The organism is Phaeospirillum tilakii, from assembly GCF_042683125.1.
Classification (GTDB): Bacteria; Pseudomonadota; Alphaproteobacteria; order Rhodospirillales; family Magnetospirillaceae; genus Phaeospirillum; species Phaeospirillum tilakii.
Genome location: NZ_JBHUIY010000002.1, coordinates 12477 through 27503, shown reverse-complemented (window position 1 = coordinate 27503; position 15027 = coordinate 12477). Strand labels below are relative to the sequence as shown.

The 15027-nt window shown below is 70.0% G+C and carries 13 protein-coding genes; 9 read left to right on the top strand and 4 right to left on the bottom strand.

Going from position 1 to position 15027, the window contains the following annotated elements; translation table 11 throughout:
* Window positions 1-39 precede the first annotated feature (39 nt).
* The 8 genes from ACFSNB_RS01165 to ACFSNB_RS01130 all read left to right on the top strand — a co-directional run bounded on the left by ACFSNB_RS01165 (window position 40) and on the right by ACFSNB_RS01130 (window position 9460).
* Window positions 40-2190 (top strand): chemotaxis protein CheA, encoded by a 2151-nt coding sequence (locus tag ACFSNB_RS01165; protein ID WP_377313684.1) that lies wholly within the window; start codon window positions 40-42, stop codon window positions 2188-2190.
* A 42-nt stretch (window positions 2191-2232) separates the two neighbouring features.
* Window positions 2233-2712 (top strand): chemotaxis protein CheW, encoded by a 480-nt coding sequence (locus tag ACFSNB_RS01160; RefSeq protein ID WP_377313682.1) that lies wholly within the window; start codon window positions 2233-2235, stop codon window positions 2710-2712.
* 27 nt (window positions 2713-2739) lie between these two features.
* Window positions 2740-5157, top strand: coding sequence for a methyl-accepting chemotaxis protein (locus ACFSNB_RS01155; RefSeq protein ID WP_377313680.1), 2418 nt, complete (start codon window positions 2740-2742; stop codon window positions 5155-5157).
* Window positions 5158-5264: 107 nt separating this feature from the next.
* Window positions 5265-6074 (top strand): CheR family methyltransferase, encoded by an 810-nt coding sequence (locus tag ACFSNB_RS01150; protein WP_377314023.1) that lies wholly within the window; start codon window positions 5265-5267, stop codon window positions 6072-6074.
* A complete protein-coding gene (gene cheD, locus ACFSNB_RS01145) occupies window positions 6071-6703 on the top strand; it encodes a chemoreceptor glutamine deamidase CheD (RefSeq protein WP_377313678.1) in 633 nt (210 codons plus the stop codon). The genes ACFSNB_RS01150 and cheD overlap by 4 nt, the downstream gene beginning before the upstream one ends.
* A gap of 8 nt (window positions 6704-6711) precedes the next feature.
* Window positions 6712-7764, top strand: coding sequence for a protein-glutamate methylesterase/protein-glutamine glutaminase (locus ACFSNB_RS01140; protein WP_377313676.1), 1053 nt, complete (start codon window positions 6712-6714; stop codon window positions 7762-7764).
* Between the two features lie 65 nt (window positions 7765-7829).
* Window positions 7830-8363 carry a hypothetical protein gene (locus ACFSNB_RS01135; protein ID WP_377313675.1) on the top strand — a complete coding sequence of 178 codons (534 nt, stop codon included), beginning with the start codon at window positions 7830-7832 and terminating at the stop codon, window positions 8361-8363.
* Window positions 8363-9460: a ParA family protein gene (locus tag ACFSNB_RS01130; RefSeq protein WP_377313674.1), complete on the top strand. Its 1098-nt coding sequence runs from the start codon at window positions 8363-8365 to the stop codon at window positions 9458-9460. The genes ACFSNB_RS01135 and ACFSNB_RS01130 overlap by 1 nt, the downstream gene beginning before the upstream one ends.
* Before the next feature lie 168 nt (window positions 9461-9628).
* Here ACFSNB_RS01130 and ACFSNB_RS01125 read toward each other — a convergent pair whose 3' ends face one another.
* The gene (locus ACFSNB_RS01125; RefSeq protein ID WP_377313673.1) at window positions 9629-10105 is read right to left on the bottom strand and encodes a methyltransferase family protein; all 477 of its coding nucleotides are present in this window, start codon (window positions 10103-10105) and stop codon (window positions 9629-9631) included.
* A 222-nt stretch (window positions 10106-10327) separates the two neighbouring features.
* Here ACFSNB_RS01125 and ACFSNB_RS01120 point away from each other — a divergent pair, with 222 nt between their 5' ends.
* Entirely contained in the window at window positions 10328-11086 is a 759-nt protein-coding gene (locus ACFSNB_RS01120; protein WP_377313671.1) for a hypothetical protein, read from the top strand.
* Between the two features lie 42 nt (window positions 11087-11128).
* Here the strand turns inward: ACFSNB_RS01120 and ACFSNB_RS01115 are convergent, their stop codons facing one another.
* From ACFSNB_RS01115 to ACFSNB_RS01105, 3 genes are all read right to left on the bottom strand, one after another.
* On the bottom strand, window positions 11129-12148 hold the full coding sequence (locus tag ACFSNB_RS01115; RefSeq protein WP_377313669.1) for a class 1 fructose-bisphosphatase: 1020 nt from the start codon (window positions 12146-12148) through the stop codon (window positions 11129-11131).
* Window positions 12149-12423: 275 nt separating this feature from the next.
* Complete coding sequence (locus ACFSNB_RS01110; protein ID WP_377313667.1) at window positions 12424-13443, bottom strand: aspartate-semialdehyde dehydrogenase; 1020 nt, start codon at window positions 13441-13443, stop codon at window positions 12424-12426.
* A gap of 299 nt (window positions 13444-13742) precedes the next feature.
* Window positions 13743-15026 (bottom strand): HlyC/CorC family transporter, encoded by a 1284-nt coding sequence (locus ACFSNB_RS01105; RefSeq protein ID WP_377313665.1) that lies wholly within the window; start codon window positions 15024-15026, stop codon window positions 13743-13745.
* Between the last annotated feature and the right edge of the window lies 1 nt (window position 15027).

Sequence of the window (15027 nt, the reverse complement as noted above, 5' to 3'; positions counted from 1 at the left end):
TATAAGACTAAAGTCCATGCCAAGCTGGGAGGCCGCGGCGTGAGCGAGGATCAGTCCTACGACCTGTCGCGCTTCAAGGCGACCTATTTCGAGGAATGCGCCGAGCTGCTGGCCGCGGCGGAAGAGACTCTTGCCCGTCTCCAGGCCGGCGAGGGCGAGCCCGAGGACCTCAACGCCGTCTTCCGCTGCGTCCACTCGATCAAGGGCGGCGGTGGCGCCTTCGGCTTCGAGGCGCTGGTCCGCTTCGCCCATGTGTTCGAGACGGCGATGGACGCGCTGCGGTCCGGCACGGTGACGCTGACCCCGGCGATCGCCGACCTGCTGGTGCGCGGCACCGACCGGCTGGGCGATTTCGTCCGCGCCGCCCAGGACGAGGTGACCCTGCCCCCCGATCACGCCGGCGAGATCCGCGCCGCCCTGGCCGCCCTGGTCGGATCCGAGGCCGCGCCCGCGCCCGCGCCCCCCGCCGCTGCGGCCGCCGCCCCACCGCCCGCCGACGCCCCGGCGGTGTGGTCGATCGGGCTGGCCCCGGCGCCCGAAATGCTGCTGACCGGCAACGATCCGCAATTGCTGCTGCGCGAGCTGGCCTCCCTCGGCACGTTGGAAATCGAGGTCGACAGCAGCCGCCTGCCCACCCTGGTGGCGATGGCGGCGGAGGAAAGCTATCTGTCCTGGCGGCTGCGCCTGACCGGGCGCTGCGCGCGGGCCGACATCGAGGCGGTGTTCGAATTCGTCAACACCGCCAGCGCCGAGGTGACGATCGAGCCGGTGACGCCGGCCGCCCCGGTCGAGGAGGAGGGCGAAGGCTGGGGCCTGTTCGCCCCGCCGCCGGCCGCCCCCGCCGCCGAGGAGGGCGAGGGCTGGGGCCTGTTCGCCCCGCTGCCGGCCGCCGAGGCCCACCCCCCCGCTGCCGTCGATCCACACCCCGCCACCCCGCACCCCGCCGCCCCCCGCCCCGGCGGCGGCATCCAGACCGCCTCGATCCGGGTCGATCTCGACCGCATCGACCGGCTGGTCAACATGGTCGGCGAACTGGTGATCACCCAGGCGATGCTGGGCCAGCAGGCCTCGGGCTTCTCGGTCGAATCCCATCCCGAACTGGTGCAGGGCCTCCAGGAACTGTCGCATCACACCCGCGAATTGCAGGAAAGCGTGATGGCGATCCGGGCCCAGCCGGTCAAGGCGCTGTTCGCCCGCGCGCCCCGGCTGGTGCGCGATCTGGCCCAGCAGCTCGGCAAGCAGGCCCGGCTGGTGATGAGCGGCGAGGCGACCGAGGTCGACAAGACGGTGATCGAACACCTGTCCGACCCGATGACCCACCTGATCCGCAACGCCCTCGATCACGGCATCGAGCCGCCCGACGAGCGGATCGCCCGGGGCAAGCCGGCCGAGGGCACCCTCCATCTCGGCGCCGAGCACCGCTCGGGCCGGATCGTGATCGAGATCGCCGACGACGGCAACGGCATCGACCGCCGCCGGGTGTTCGACAAGGCGGTCGAACGCGGCCTGATCGACCGGGGCGCCACCCTGACCGACGAGCAGATCGACCAGCTGATCTTCCTGCCCGGCTTCTCGACCGCCGCCAAGGTGTCCGACGTGTCGGGACGCGGGGTCGGCATGGACGTGGTGCGCAAGAACATCCAGGACATCGGCGGCCGGGTGGTGGTGCAGAACAGCCCGGGCCAGGGCACCCGCTTCGTGCTGTCGCTGCCGCTGACGCTGGCGGTGATGGACGGGATGCTGGTGTCGGTCGGCGGCCGGCGCTACGTGCTGCCGCTGACCAACATCGTCGAATCCTTCCGCCCCACCCCGCAGCAGGCCCGCACCCTGGTCAATATCGGCGACGTGCTGACCCTGCGCGGCGACTACATCCGGCTGGTGCGGCTGCACCAGCTGTTCGAGATCCCCGACGCGATCACCCAGCCGACCCGGGGGCTGGTGGTGGTGGTCGAAACCGACGGCGGCGACCGGGTCGGCCTGCTGGTGGACGAGCTGCTCGGCCAGCAGCAGGTGGTGATCAAGAGCCTCGACGCCAATTACCGCCCGGTCGAGGGGATCTCGGCCGCCACGATCCTGGGCGACGGCTGCGTCGCCCTGATTCTCGACGTCGGCGCGCTCCGGATCATGGGGGAGCGCCTCGACCACACCGCACCGCGTGCCGAGGGCGCCCTGGGCGCCACGGCGGACTGACACGCCCCGCGCCGCAAGGTGGGCCGTTCAAGGGAGGACGACGTGTCTGACAGCACCGCGTCGGAAAGCGACATCCGGCAGTTCATCACCTTCACCATCGGCGACGAGGAATACGGCGTCGACATCATGGCGATTCGTGAGATCAAGGGCTGGACCGCCAGCACCGAACTGCCCAACACCCCCCCCTACATGCGCGGGGTGATCAACCTGCGCGGGGCGATCGTGCCGATCCTCGACCTGCGCGCGCGCTTTGGCCGGGGCGTCACCACCACCACCCCCCGCCACGTCATCATCGTCGTCGCGGTCGGCAACCGGGTGGCGGGGATCCTGGTCGATGCCGTCGCCGACATCCTGGCGGTGGCGGCGGGCGAGATCCAGCCGACGCCGCAGGTCGAACGCAGCGACGCCGGGTTCCTCACCGGTCTGGTCACCGGCGACGGCCGCATGGTCGCCCTGCTCGACCTCGACCATGTCTTCGCCTTCGACGAATTTGACCCGAGCGAGGGTATCGCGGCGGCCTGACCGCCCGATCCGACAAGGAGTGTCGTCATGATCACCTGGATGGCCAACTTCAAGATCGGCAGCCGGATCTTCGCCGGGTTCCTGCTGGTCCTGATCCTGCTCTGCGTCCTGGCCGTGATCGGCTGGCAGAGTCTCAACGGCGCGGCCGAGCGCAGCCGCGAATATGCCCGCCTCGCCGACCAGGGCCAGAAGATCCTGCGGCTCGAAGGCGATCTCGCCAACCTGCGCCGGCAGGTCCAGGTCTACCAGAACACCGGCACCGACGCCGATTACAACCTGATCCCGACGCTGGGCGCCAAGGTGACCGACGCGCTGAGGGTGGCCCAGAACAATTTCCGCACCGAATCCCGGCGCGAACTGGTCGGCAAGATGATCCGCCTGACCGAGGATTACCTCGCCAACGCCGCCCGGCTGCGCGAGCTTGACCACCAGCGCGACACCGCCCAGGAGGCGATGACCCGCCTCGGCGCCGGCGGGGTCGACGGCCTCGGCCGACTGCTCGAGACCCTGCGCAACGGATCGGATGCCGCCCTTGCCACCGACCTGTCCGAACTGCGCGGCGAATGGATCCTGTCGCGACTGACCGCGGCCAAATACCTGATGGCCCCGACCCGCGACAACGCCGACATCGCCCTGCGCCAGATCGACGTGCTCCAGCGCGACCTCGCCGCCTTCGCCGCCAAGGTCAAGAGCCCCGAGGCGGCGCGCGAGATCCGCGCCACCATCGATCTGGCGGCCAGCTACGCCAAGGCGCTCAACGAGACCATCACCTCCTACGCCGCCACCCGCGACCTGATCGGCAGCACGATGCCCAAGATCGCCGCCGACTTCGCCGCTGGCGCCGCCCAATTGTCGAGCCAGCTCGACGAGCGGCTGGAGCGGGTCGCCAACGAGACCGAATCCGCCAACGCCACCGCGATCACCGTCCTGCTGGCGGTGTCGGGGCTGGCGGTGCTGTTCGGGGTGATCTTCGCCTGGGCGATCGCGCGGGGCATCACCGTGCCGGTGACCGCGATGACCGGGGCGATGACCCGGCTGGCCGGCGGCGACCATGCCGTCGATGTGCCCGCCCTCGACAGCCATGACGAGATCGGCGAGATGGCCAAGGCGGTCCAGGTGTTCAAGCAGAACGCCATCGACAAGCTGCGGATGGAGGCCGAGCAGAAGGCGGCCGAGGACGCCACCCGCCGCGCCGAGGAGGAGCAGCGCAAGCGCGAGGCGGCGATCGTCGCCGAGGTCGCCCAGGTGGCCAAGGCCGCCAGCACCGGCGATCTCGACCGCCGGATCGACCTCGCCGGCAAGGACGGCTTCCTGCTCAATCTGTGCGAGGGGGTCAACACTCTGGTGGCGCAGACCGCCACCGCGCTGAAGGACGTCGCCAGCGTGCTGGCGGCGGTGGCCGGCGGCGACCTGACCCGGCGGATCACCGGCGATTATGCCGGCCTGTTCGGCCAGTTGAAGGCCGACGTCAACCGCACCGCCGACAAGCTGTTCGAGGTGGTCAGCAACATCAACGACGCCGCCACCCAGATCACCAGCGCCGCCTCGGAAGTCGCCGCCGGCAGCCAGGACCTGTCGGAACGCTCCGAACAGCAGGCCAGCGCGCTGGAGGAAACCGCCGCCAGCATGGAAGAACTGGCCGCCACCGTGCGCCAGAACTCGGCCAACGCCCAGCAGGCCAACCAGCTCGCCGCCGGGGCGCGCGAGGTCGCCGCCTCGGGCGGACAGGTGGTCACCGACGCGATCGGGGCGATGAGCCGGATCGAAACCTCGTCGCAGAAGATCGAGGACATCGTCGGCATGATCGACGAGATCGCCTTCCAGACCAACCTGCTGGCCTTGAACGCCGCGGTCGAGGCGGCCCGGGCCGGCGATGCCGGCAAGGGCTTCGCCGTGGTGGCGCAGGAGGTGCGCAACCTCGCCCAGCGCAGCGCCCAGGCCAGCAAGGAGATCAAGGGGCTGATCGCCGAAAGCTCGTCGCAGGTGAGAAACGGCGCCGAACTGGTCAAGGGCGCCGGCCGCACCCTCGACGAGATCCTGGGCTCGGTCAAACGGGTCGCCGACATCGTCGCCGAGATCGCCGCCGCCAGCGCCGAACAGGCCAGCGGCATCGATCAAGTCAACGAGGCGGTCACCCAGATGGACGAGATGACCCAGCAGAACGCCGCCCTGGTCGAGGAAAGCACCGCCGCCGCCCATTCGCTCGAGGATCAGGCCCGCCATCTCGGCGAGGTGATGGCCTTCTTCAACACCGGGCAGCCGGCGGCGGCGGCGCGGGCGGCCGAACGCCAGCCGGCCCGCGCCACCACCACCGTCCGCCCGCCGGCGATCAAGGCGGCGGTGCGCAAGGCGCCGCCCGCCCACGCCGCCAAGAGCCCGGCCCGGATCGAGGCTCCCAAACACGCCGCCAAGAGCGGTGCGGATGAGGATTGGGCTGAATTCTGAGCCGCGGCAAGGACCAGGAACGGGCCGCGCCGCCTCCCGGCCGGCCCGAACGGAACACGGAGGACGGCGCGGCGGACCCTGCCGCCGCGTCCGAGCGCCATTTCGAACTGGGCGAGCGTGAATTCGCCGCCCTGGCCGGCTACCTGACCCGCGAGACCGGCATCGTCGTCACCAAGCACAAACGGCAGATGGTGTCGGGGCGGCTGGTCAAGCGGCTGCGCGCGCTCGGCCTGCGCAGCTTCAAGGATTACTGCGCCCTGATCGAGGGGCCGGACGGGCGGGGCGAACTGGAGAACATGGTCAACGCCCTGACCACCAACATCACCCATTTCTTCCGCGAGCCGCATCATTTCGACCATCTGCGCAGCCGGGTGCTGGAACCCCGCGCCGCCGAGCAGCCGCGCCGGCCGCGGATGCGGTTGTGGTCGGCCGGCTGTTCCACCGGCCAGGAGCCCTACAGCATCGCGATGACGGTGGCCGCCACCCTGCATCCGCCCGGGGCGTGGGACGCGCTGATCCTCGCCACCGACATCGACACCAACGTGCTGGGCCGGGCCGCCGCCGGGATCTATTCCGCCGAGGAGGGCGAGACCATCCCCGAAACCTACCGCCGGCGCTTTCTCCGCCACGTCCACGGCGAGCCCGACCGGGTGCAGATCAGCGACGACATCCGCGCCCTGATCCGCTTCCGCCGCCTCAACCTGCACCAGGCCTGGCCGATGAAGGGGCCGTTCGACGTCATCTTCTGCCGCAACGTCGCGATCTATTTCGACAAGCCGACCCAGCACCGCCTGTTCAACCGCTTCGCCGACCTGCTGGTGCCCGGGGGGATGCTGTATCTCGGTCACGCCGAATCGCTGATCGGCCTGACCGACCGGTTCGAAATGTCCGACAAGACGGTCTATCGCCGCCGATGACCGGGTGGAATGCCGCTCTCGCCGCGTCGGCCGAGGCCGAACGCCGCCGCTGGTTCGATCCCACCTTCCGGATCATGGCGGTCAAGGTGCTGCCGGGCGAGCATTACGTCTCGACCGCCGGGCAGGAGATGATCGTCACCGTGCTGGGGTCGTGCGTCGCCGCCTGCGTGTGGGATCCCCGGATGCGGATCGGCGGGATGAACCATTTCATGCTGCCCGACAGCGGCGACGAAGAGGCCCCGATCGACAAGGCGATGCGCTACGGCAACCACGCGATGGAGCAGTTGGTCAACGACCTGCTGCGGCGCGGGGCGCGGCGGGAATCGCTGGAGATCAAGGTGTTCGGCGCCGGCAACGTCATTCCCGGCATGCATGGCGGGCTCGATTCGGTCGGCGACCGCAACGCCCGCTTCGTCCGCCGCTATCTCGACGACGAGGGGCTGCGCCTCGCCGCCGAGGATCTGGGCGGCCCCTATCCGCGCCGGATTCATTTTTTCCCCCGCATCGGCAAGGTGATCCGCCTGTTCCTCAAGCACGAGGTCGAACGGGCGGTGCTGACCCGCGAGATGTCCTACCGCTCGCGCCTCGCCGCCGTGCCGATCGAGGGTGACGTCGAATTGTTCACATGAGGACGACCATGGCCAAGATCCGCGTTCTGATCGTCGACGATTCCGCCCTGATGCGGCAGATGCTGTCGACCCTGCTCGGCTCCGATCCGGGAATCGAGGTGGTCGGCACCGCCCCCGATCCGCTGGTGGCGCGCGAGAAGATCAAGGCGCTCAACCCCGATGTGCTGACCCTCGACGTCGAGATGCCGGGGATGGACGGCATCACCTTCCTCGAACGGCTGATGACGCTGCGGCCGATGCCGGTGGTGATGGTGTCGTCGCTGACCGCCCAGGGCGCGGCGGTGTCGCTGCGGGCGCTGGAGCTGGGCGCGGTCGATGTGGTGTGCAAGCCGTCCGACGCCGCCGCCGCCGGCTTCGAGGCCCGCCGGGTCGAACTGGTCGAGAAGGTCAAGGCGGCGGCGGTGGCCCGGCTGCGGCCGCGCGACGCCACCACGCGGGCCGCACCGGGGCGGCTGTCGGCCAACCAGCTCTACCGCTCGAGCGAGCGGCTGGTGGCGATCGGCGCCTCGACCGGCGGGGTCGAGGCGTTGCGCGACATCATCGTCGCGATGCCGGCCGACGCGCCGCCGATCGTGATCACCCAGCACATCCCGCCGCGCTTTTCCGCCAGCTTCGCCGAGCGGCTCAACGGGCTGGCGGCGATGCGGGTCAAGGAGGCGGAAAACGGCGAGCGGATCCTGGCCGGCCACGCCTACATCGCCCCGGGCGACCGCCACCTGCTGGTGCGGCGCTCCGGCGCCACCCTGGTGACCCATCTCGACGACGGCCCGCTGGTGTCGGGGCACAAGCCCAGCGTCGATGCGCTGTTCCACTCGGTCGCCACCACCTGCGGCAGCAAAGCGGTGGGGGCGATCCTGACCGGGATGGGCCGCGACGGCGCCGACGGGCTGCTGGCGATGCGTCAGGCCGGCGCCGACACCCTGGGCGAGGAGGAATCCTCCTGCGTGGTCTACGGCATGCCCAAGGCGGCGCGCGAGAACGGCGCCTCGCAGCGCGAATTGCCGCTCGGCCGGATCGCGGAAGAGATCCTGCGGCTGTGTCGCGCCCACGGCGAGGATTGATGCCGGCGCCCGGTTGCGCCACAGTGGGGGGCGCGCCCGGTCCGGCGCAACAAGGGATCCCGACCATGACCAATTCCGGAGACAAGGCGGCGCTGCTTGACCTGTTGGCACGCTGGCAGGCCTTTTCGGTCCTGCAACAGAACGCCTTCGCCTTCCTGGCCGCCGAGGCGGTGGCCACCGGCCGCGAGTTCGAGGAGGCCACCGAGGGCGCCGCCGGGGTGCTGGCCGGGATGGCCGCCAGGATCGGCGGGTCCGGCGGCGGCAATGGCGACGCCGAGGCGGCGGCGACCCTGCGCGACGACACCTTCGCGGTGATCGGCCGGCTTCAGGCGGCCGACCGCTCGCGCCAGGGGCTGGAGCAGGTCGCCTCGGTGCTGGAAACCTTCCGCCGGCTCGAAGCCGAACTGGTGGCCGAGACCCGCGCCCACCCCCCTCTGCCCCCGATCGATCCGGTGATCGACGTCTGGAGCCGCCAACTGGGCGAGTGCATCACCCTGTCCGACTGGCGCCGGCGCTTCACCGCCGCGCTGGCCGGCCGCGACCCCGGGCCGCGGCGGCCGGCTTCTGTCGAAACCCAGGATGAAGACCTGTTTTCGTGATGGCCGAAACCGAAACCCCCACCTCCCCCGCCCCGCCGCCGGCCATGCTGGCGGTGTTCAATCAGAAAGGCGGCGTCGGCAAGACCACCGTCGCCTGCAACCTCGCCGTCGCGCTGACCGCGTTCGGCTATCGGGTGCTGCTGGTCGATCTCGACACCCAGGGCAATGCCAGCGCCAGCTTCGGCGTCGCGCCGCTGCCGGCCGAGGGTGCGTTCGAGGTGATCGCCGGCCGCGCCGACATCGCCGACGTCGCCCTCGACACCGTCTATGAGGGGCTGTGGCTGCTGCCGGCGACCCAGAGCCTGCGCGACAACGACCACCTGCTCGCCCCCTCGGGGCGGCGGCGCGGCCTGCTCGAGGCCCGCCTCGCCGAGACCGGGGTCGATATCGTGGTGGTCGATTGCCCGCCCTCGCTGTCGGCCGCCGGCGCCACCGCGCTGGCCTCGGCCACCGCCGTGCTGATGCCGGTGCGGCCCGACCCGTTCGCCCATGACGGGCTGGTCAACACCTGGTACGAGGTCCGCCGCGTCCGCGAGACGGTCAATTACCAGCTCGACGTCGCCGGCATCCTGCTGACGATGACCGGCACCGACCCGATCGGCGCCGACGTCGCCCGGGTGATCCGCGCCGAATTCGGCGATCAGGTGCTGTCGACCGAGATCGCCGCCGACGCCACGGTGGCCGAGGCGGCCCAGCTCGGCCTGCCGGTGGCGGTGCTCGACCCGGAAAGCCGCGCCGGCCGCGCCCTGCTCGACGCCACCCGCGAAACCGTCGATCTGCTGATCCGGCAGAACCGCCATTGGGCCCATCTGGCCCCGCCGGCCGGCGAGGAGGCCGCGCTCGAACAATTGCGGCTGTGGCGCAGCACCCAGCATGGCGAGATCCCCCGCCGCGCCGCTACCCCGGCCTGGAACCCGACCAACACCCGTCCCGCCGCCCCTCCGGCCCCGGCGGAGGCGCCGGCCCCGGTCGAGCCGGCCGAAAACGGCGCCTTCTCGCGCCCGTCCTGGAACAAGGTGCTGATCTTCACCGCGGTGTTCGCCGCCGGCATGGCGGTCGAGGCGCTGGCCGACCTGCTCGGCCGCATGCTGCGCTGAGGCGGGCCGCCGCCCCGCGCGCAAACATGTATAGGTGAGGCGGGCTGCCGCCCGTCGGCCCGCTTGGAGGCTGGCGCCTCCAAACCTCCCCTTTTTTTTATCGATGAAAACCAAGGGGGTCCGGGGCATCGCCCCGGGCGGGTGTCGGGCGGCAGCCCGACCGGAGCGTTACAGCCAGCGCCGCACCCGGCCGAGATAATCCTGATAGGCGTCGCCGAACTTTTCGGCCAGATAGCGCTCTTCCGGCTCGACCACATGGCGCTGGAGGGTGAAGTACAGCGCCACCCCGAGCAGCACCATCAGCAGCGAATTGACCAGCAGCGCCAGCCCGCCATAGATCGCCAGCAGCGACAGGTAGAGCGGGTTGCGGCTGTAGGCGAACGGCCCGTCGGTGACCAGCGCGTCGGTCGGGGTGCGGGGATGGACGGCGGTGCCCTGGCGCTTCATCGCCTGGAACGCGGTGACGGCGACGAAGCCGGCGGCGATCAACAGACAGACCCCCAGCCCGTGCGCCAGCACCCGGGGCAGCACCGGCACCCCCCAGATCGCGGCCAGCACCAGTCCCCCCACCAGAAACCCGCCGAAGATCACCGGCGGAATCACCTTGATATCGGCAACATCGGTACGCACTTGTTCCTCGGCCATGATGGCCCTCCCTCCAGCGTGCGAATGCTGCTTTCCATTCTACGCCGAGGCGATCAGCCCGGCCAGAAGGATCGGCGCGCGCGGGCGGCGGGGTTGTCTGTTGCGCAAACCCCAGCGCCGGGTTAGCGTACCCCCGGCCCCGGAAACGGCCTTTCCCAGGTTTCGTCGCATTCTCTCCAGAATCCGGAGACGATCATGGCGGACTCCACCCAGACGAATTCAATGCGATCGATCACGGATTCCCTGCAAAATTCGGCCGCGCTGCTGGCCAATGTCGAAGCCCGCCTCGCCGCCGCCCGCCGGGCCGGCGGGCTGCCCGATCTCGGCGAGACCCCGCTGCCGCCCGCGACCCTCGACAGCCGGGCCGGCGATCTCGGCGCCCTGCTCGTCGGCATGAAGCATGCGGTCGCGGCGCTGAAATCGGCCAACCACGGCGTGCTGGCGATCCAGGCGCTGGTCGGCGGGCTGGCGGAGTTGGCCGAGGCCGCCGCCAGCGGCGCCCGCCCGCTCGATCAGGCCGCCACCCTCTACGACGCCGAACTGGCCCGGCTTGATCAGATCGCCGAAGCCACCTGCTACGGCCGCACCCAGCTGATCGACGGCAGCGACCCCGAGGCGCTGACCGTGCTGTTCAACGGCACCTCGGCCAGCACCACCCCGCGCACCCTGCCGGAACTGGCCCTGACCGCCGCCGGGCTGGGCCTGACCCCGGCCGCCACCGCCTGGACCGGCCCCGAGGGCGCCGCCGCCAGCCGGCAGGAACTGGCCCAGGCCGCCACCACCCTGGCCGAGGCCGCTGCCAGCCTGACCCAGGCGCTCGGCACCGTGCAGATCCGCCAGGATTTCACCAGCCAGCTGATCGCCACCCTGCGCACGGTCACCCACCCCGACCCGGACGCGGCCGGGCGGAAGCCGCCGGCGCTGCAATCGCTGGCCCCGGCCGCCCAGGCCAATCAGGCGGTGCTGCGGCTGTTCACCTGATCCCGACCCCGGAGCCCGACCGGCTCCGGGGCGGCCGGACCGTCAGTTCCGGCGCGAATCGTGTTCGGAATGATAGCCGACCAGTCGCGTCACCTCGTTGCGCGAGCCGAGGATCACCGGCACGCGCTGGTGCAGCTTGGCCGGCTCGATGTCGAGGATGCGCTGGCGGCCGGTGCTGGCGGCGCCGCCGGCCTGCTCGACGATGAAGGCCATCGGGTTGGCTTCGTACATCAGCCGCAGCTTGCCGCCCTTGGCCTGGTTCTCCGCATCCATCGGATACATGAACACCCCGCCCCGGCAGAGGATGCGATGCACCTCGGCCACCATCGAGGCGACCCAGCGCATGTTGAAATCCTTGCCGCGCGGACCTTCCTTGCCGGCCAGACATTCATCGACGTAACGCTTGACCGGCGGTTCCCAGAAGCGGGCGCGCGAGGCGTTGATGGCGAATTCCTGGGTGTCGGCCGGGATCGTCATGTTGGGATGGGTCAGCATGAACATGCCGATCGACTGGTCGAGGGTGAAGCCGTTGACCCCGTTGCCGGTGGTCAGCACCATCATCGTCGAGGAGCCATAGAGGGCATAGCCGGCGGCGACCTGCTTGACCCCCTTTTGCAGGAAGGCGGCCTCGGCGATGGTGCTGGCGCCCTCGGGCAGGCGCAGGATCGAGAAGATCGTGCCGACCGAAATGTTGACGTCGATGTTGGACGAGCCGTCGAGCGGATCGAACAGCAGCAGATACTTGCCGTCGCCGGCGCCGTGGATGGCGCTGACATGCTCCATCTCCTCCGAGGCCATGCCGGCATAGGCCCCGCCCAGCGCGTTCATGTGCATGAAGATCTCGTTGGAGAGAACGTCGAGCTTCTTCTGCTCCTCGCCCTGAATGTTCTCCGAACCGGCGACGCCGAGATTGCCGGCCAGCGCGCCCCGGTTGACCTCGCGCGAGATCATCTTGCAGGCGAAGATCAGGTCGGTGACCAGTCCGGTGAACGAGCCGGTCCCGCCCAGCCGCCGCTGGTCCTGCAACAGGAAATGGGTCAGCGTGATCCGATTGTACGGCAAAGCGGTTCCTCCCTACGCGGCCTGGCGCGCCGAACGGGCGCCGGAGGATGTGTTAGCCGATTCGCCGGGATGAATCCACCGTCAGGCGGGCTCTGCCCGCACCCGCCAAGGGCCGAAGGCCCTTGGATCCCTTTCCCTGCCCTTCGCGCGGCAAGCACCCGCGCCCAAGCTGACAGGCCGGTCCGCGCCCGACCCCCCATGGGTTCCAAGGGCCTTGCGGCCCTTGGCGGGGGTGGGCGGAGCCCACATCACCCTAAAACCCGAGAGGGGGCCGATTACTTAGCGAGGTAGTCCCGCGCCAGCAGCTCGGCGATCTGCACCGCGTTGAGGGCCGCGCCCTTGCGCAGATTGTCGGCGACGCACCAGAAGGCGAGGCCGTTCTTGACGGTCGGGTCCTTGCGGATGCGGCTGACGAACACCGCGTCCTCGCCGGTGGTCTCGACCGGGGTCGGGTAGCCGCCCGGCTCGCGGGTGTCGAGCACCACCACCCCGGGGGCGGCGCGCAGGGCCTCGGTCGCTTCCTCGACGCTGACCGGGCGGGCGAACTCGACGCTGATCGATTCGGAATGGCTGACGAACACCGGGACGCGGACGCAGGTCGCCAGCACCGCGATGTCGGGATCGAGGATCTTGCGGGTCTCGACCACCATCTTCCACTCTTCCTTGGTCGAACCGTCATCCATGAAGGAATCGATCTGGGGAATCAGGTTGAAGGCGATCTGCTTGGGGAACTTCTCGGCCTTGACCTCGTCATTGACGTAGATCGCGCGGGTCTGGTTGAACAGCTCGTCCATCGCCTCCTTGCCGCCGCCCGACACCGACTGGTAGGTCGACACCACGACGCGGGTGATCTGGCCGAGTTCGTGCAGCGGCTTCAGCGCCACCACCATCTGGATGGTCGAGCAATTCGGGTTGGCGATGATGCCGCGCTTCCGGTAGCCGGCGATCGCCTGGGGATTGACCTCGGGCACCACCAGCGGCACGTCCGGCTCCATCCGGAAATGCGAGGTGTTGTCGATCACCACGCAGCCCGCCGCCGCCGCGCGCGGGCTGTGCTGGGCCGACACCTTGGCCCCGGGCGAGGACAGGGCGATGTCCCAGCCGGTGAAGTCGAACTTGGCGAGGTCCTTGACCCGCAGCACCTGATCCTCGCCGAACGACACCTCGCGCCCGACCGAACGCTCGCTGGCCAGCGCGGCGACCTCATCGACCGGAAAATCGCGTTCCGCCAGGATTTGCAGCATCTCCCGGCCGACATTGCCGGTGGCGCCGATCACAGCAACCTTGTAGCCCATCGTGTCTGTCTCTCCGTTTCGGGGCCGCCCGGCCGGGCCCGCGCTGCCTGCCGCAAACGACAAGGCCCGCGAGGCGTCGCCGCGGGCCTGGTCGTTTGCTCAGGACGAACCAGCCCGCCGTCAGGCGGTCTTGGTCGTGCCGGTTTTGGAAAAAAAGGCGAAGGGCACCGCCGCCGGAACCGCGTCCCGGAGCCGACCAGCATCCGGATTGGCACGGTGCCGCATCATGACCTCCTCCAGTCTGGCCGAGACTTAGCGGAACCGCAGGCCCGGCGCAAGCGCAAACGCCCAGGGAAGGGTCAGGCCGGGCGGCCCGTGCCGGTCGCGGCCGGCGGGGTGACGCGAACCGCGGTGATCTGGTTGCGGTGGCGGCGGGCGATCTCGAAGCGGAAGCCGTAGAACAGATAGGCCTGCCCGACCTCGGGAATCCGCCGCGCCTCGTGCAGCACCAGCCCGGCCAGGGTGGCGGCGTCGTCGTCGGGCAGCCGCCATTCGAATTCGCGGTTGAGGTCGCGGATCGGCACCGCGCCGTCGATCATGTAGCTGCCGTCCGATTGCGGCCGCACCCCGGCGACGGCGACGTCGTGCTCATCGACGATGTCGCCGACGATCTCCTCCAGGATGTCCTCGAGCGTCACCACCCCGAGCAGCGAGCCGTATTCGTCCACCACCAGGGCGAAATGCTCGCGCCGCTGGCGGAAGGCCTGCAACTGCTCCTGGAGCGTGGTCGAAGCGGGGATGAACCAGGGCGGGCTGGCGAAGGCGCCGAGATCGAGTTGCTCGATCGCCGCCGGATTGTCATGCACCGCCCGCAGCACGTCCTTGGCATGCAGCACGCCGACGATGTTGTCGGAATCGTCGCGCCACAGCGGCAGCCGGGTATAGGGGCTGGCGATCACCTGATCGAGCAGCGCCGCCGGCGGCAGGCTGGCATCAAGGGTGACCATGTTGCGGCGGTGGGTCATCACCTGACCGACCTCGACATCGCCCAGTTCGAGAATCGAGCGCAGCATCCGCCGCTCCTCGCGCACCTCGCCCTCGCCGGTATGGACCTCGATCGCGCCGCGCAATTCGGCCATCGCCGCCTCGGGCGAGACGGTCGGGGTGCGGCTGGCGCCGAACAGGCGGAAGATCAGCCGCACCAGCAGTTCGAGCGTCCGCACCACCGGGGTCAGCCCCAGCACCAGCGCACTGACCGGCCCGGCCACCCACAGCGCCACCCGGTTGGCGTGATAGATCGCGTAGGTCTTGGGCAGCACCTCGCCGAACAGCACCACCACCACCGTCATCCCGGCGGTGGCATAGGCGATGCCGGCATCGCCGAACAGCCCGACCAGCGCCCCGGTCGCCAGCGACGAGGCCAGGATGTTGACCAGATTGTTGCCGAGCAGCAGCGCCGACAGCAGCCGGTCGCGGGTGGCGAGCAGGTGGTTGACCCGGCCGGCGCGGCGGTCGCCCTCCTGTTCGAGCTGGTGCATCAGCGGCCGCGACACCGCCGTCAGCGCGGTTTCCGAACCGGAAAAGAATGCCGACATCGCCTGCAACGCCGCGACGGCGAGCAGGGTCAGGGTAATGCTGTCCATG

What these genes read in the sequence shown, in the direction of transcription:
- ACFSNB_RS01155 (WP_377313680.1), top strand. Translation starts at nt 2,740, where the DNA reads ATGATCACCTGGATGGCCAACTTCAAGATCGGCAGCCGGATCTTCGCC.
- cheD (WP_377313678.1), top strand. Translation starts at nt 6,071, where the DNA reads ATGACCGGGTGGAATGCCGCTCTCGCCGCGTCGGCCGAGGCCGAACGC.
- ACFSNB_RS01140 (WP_377313676.1), top strand. Translation starts at nt 6,712, where the DNA reads ATGGCCAAGATCCGCGTTCTGATCGTCGACGATTCCGCCCTGATGCGG.
- ACFSNB_RS01135 (WP_377313675.1), top strand. Translation starts at nt 7,830, where the DNA reads ATGACCAATTCCGGAGACAAGGCGGCGCTGCTTGACCTGTTGGCACGC.
- ACFSNB_RS01130 (WP_377313674.1), top strand. Translation starts at nt 8,363, where the DNA reads ATGGCCGAAACCGAAACCCCCACCTCCCCCGCCCCGCCGCCGGCCATG.
- ACFSNB_RS01125 (WP_377313673.1), bottom strand. Translation starts at nt 10,105, where the DNA reads ATGGCCGAGGAACAAGTGCGTACCGATGTTGCCGATATCAAGGTGATT.
- ACFSNB_RS01120 (WP_377313671.1), top strand. Translation starts at nt 10,328, where the DNA reads ATGCGATCGATCACGGATTCCCTGCAAAATTCGGCCGCGCTGCTGGCC.
- ACFSNB_RS01110 (WP_377313667.1), bottom strand. Translation starts at nt 13,443, where the DNA reads ATGGGCTACAAGGTTGCTGTGATCGGCGCCACCGGCAATGTCGGCCGG.
- ACFSNB_RS01105 (WP_377313665.1), bottom strand. Translation starts at nt 15,026, where the DNA reads ATGGACAGCATTACCCTGACCCTGCTCGCCGTCGCGGCGTTGCAGGCG.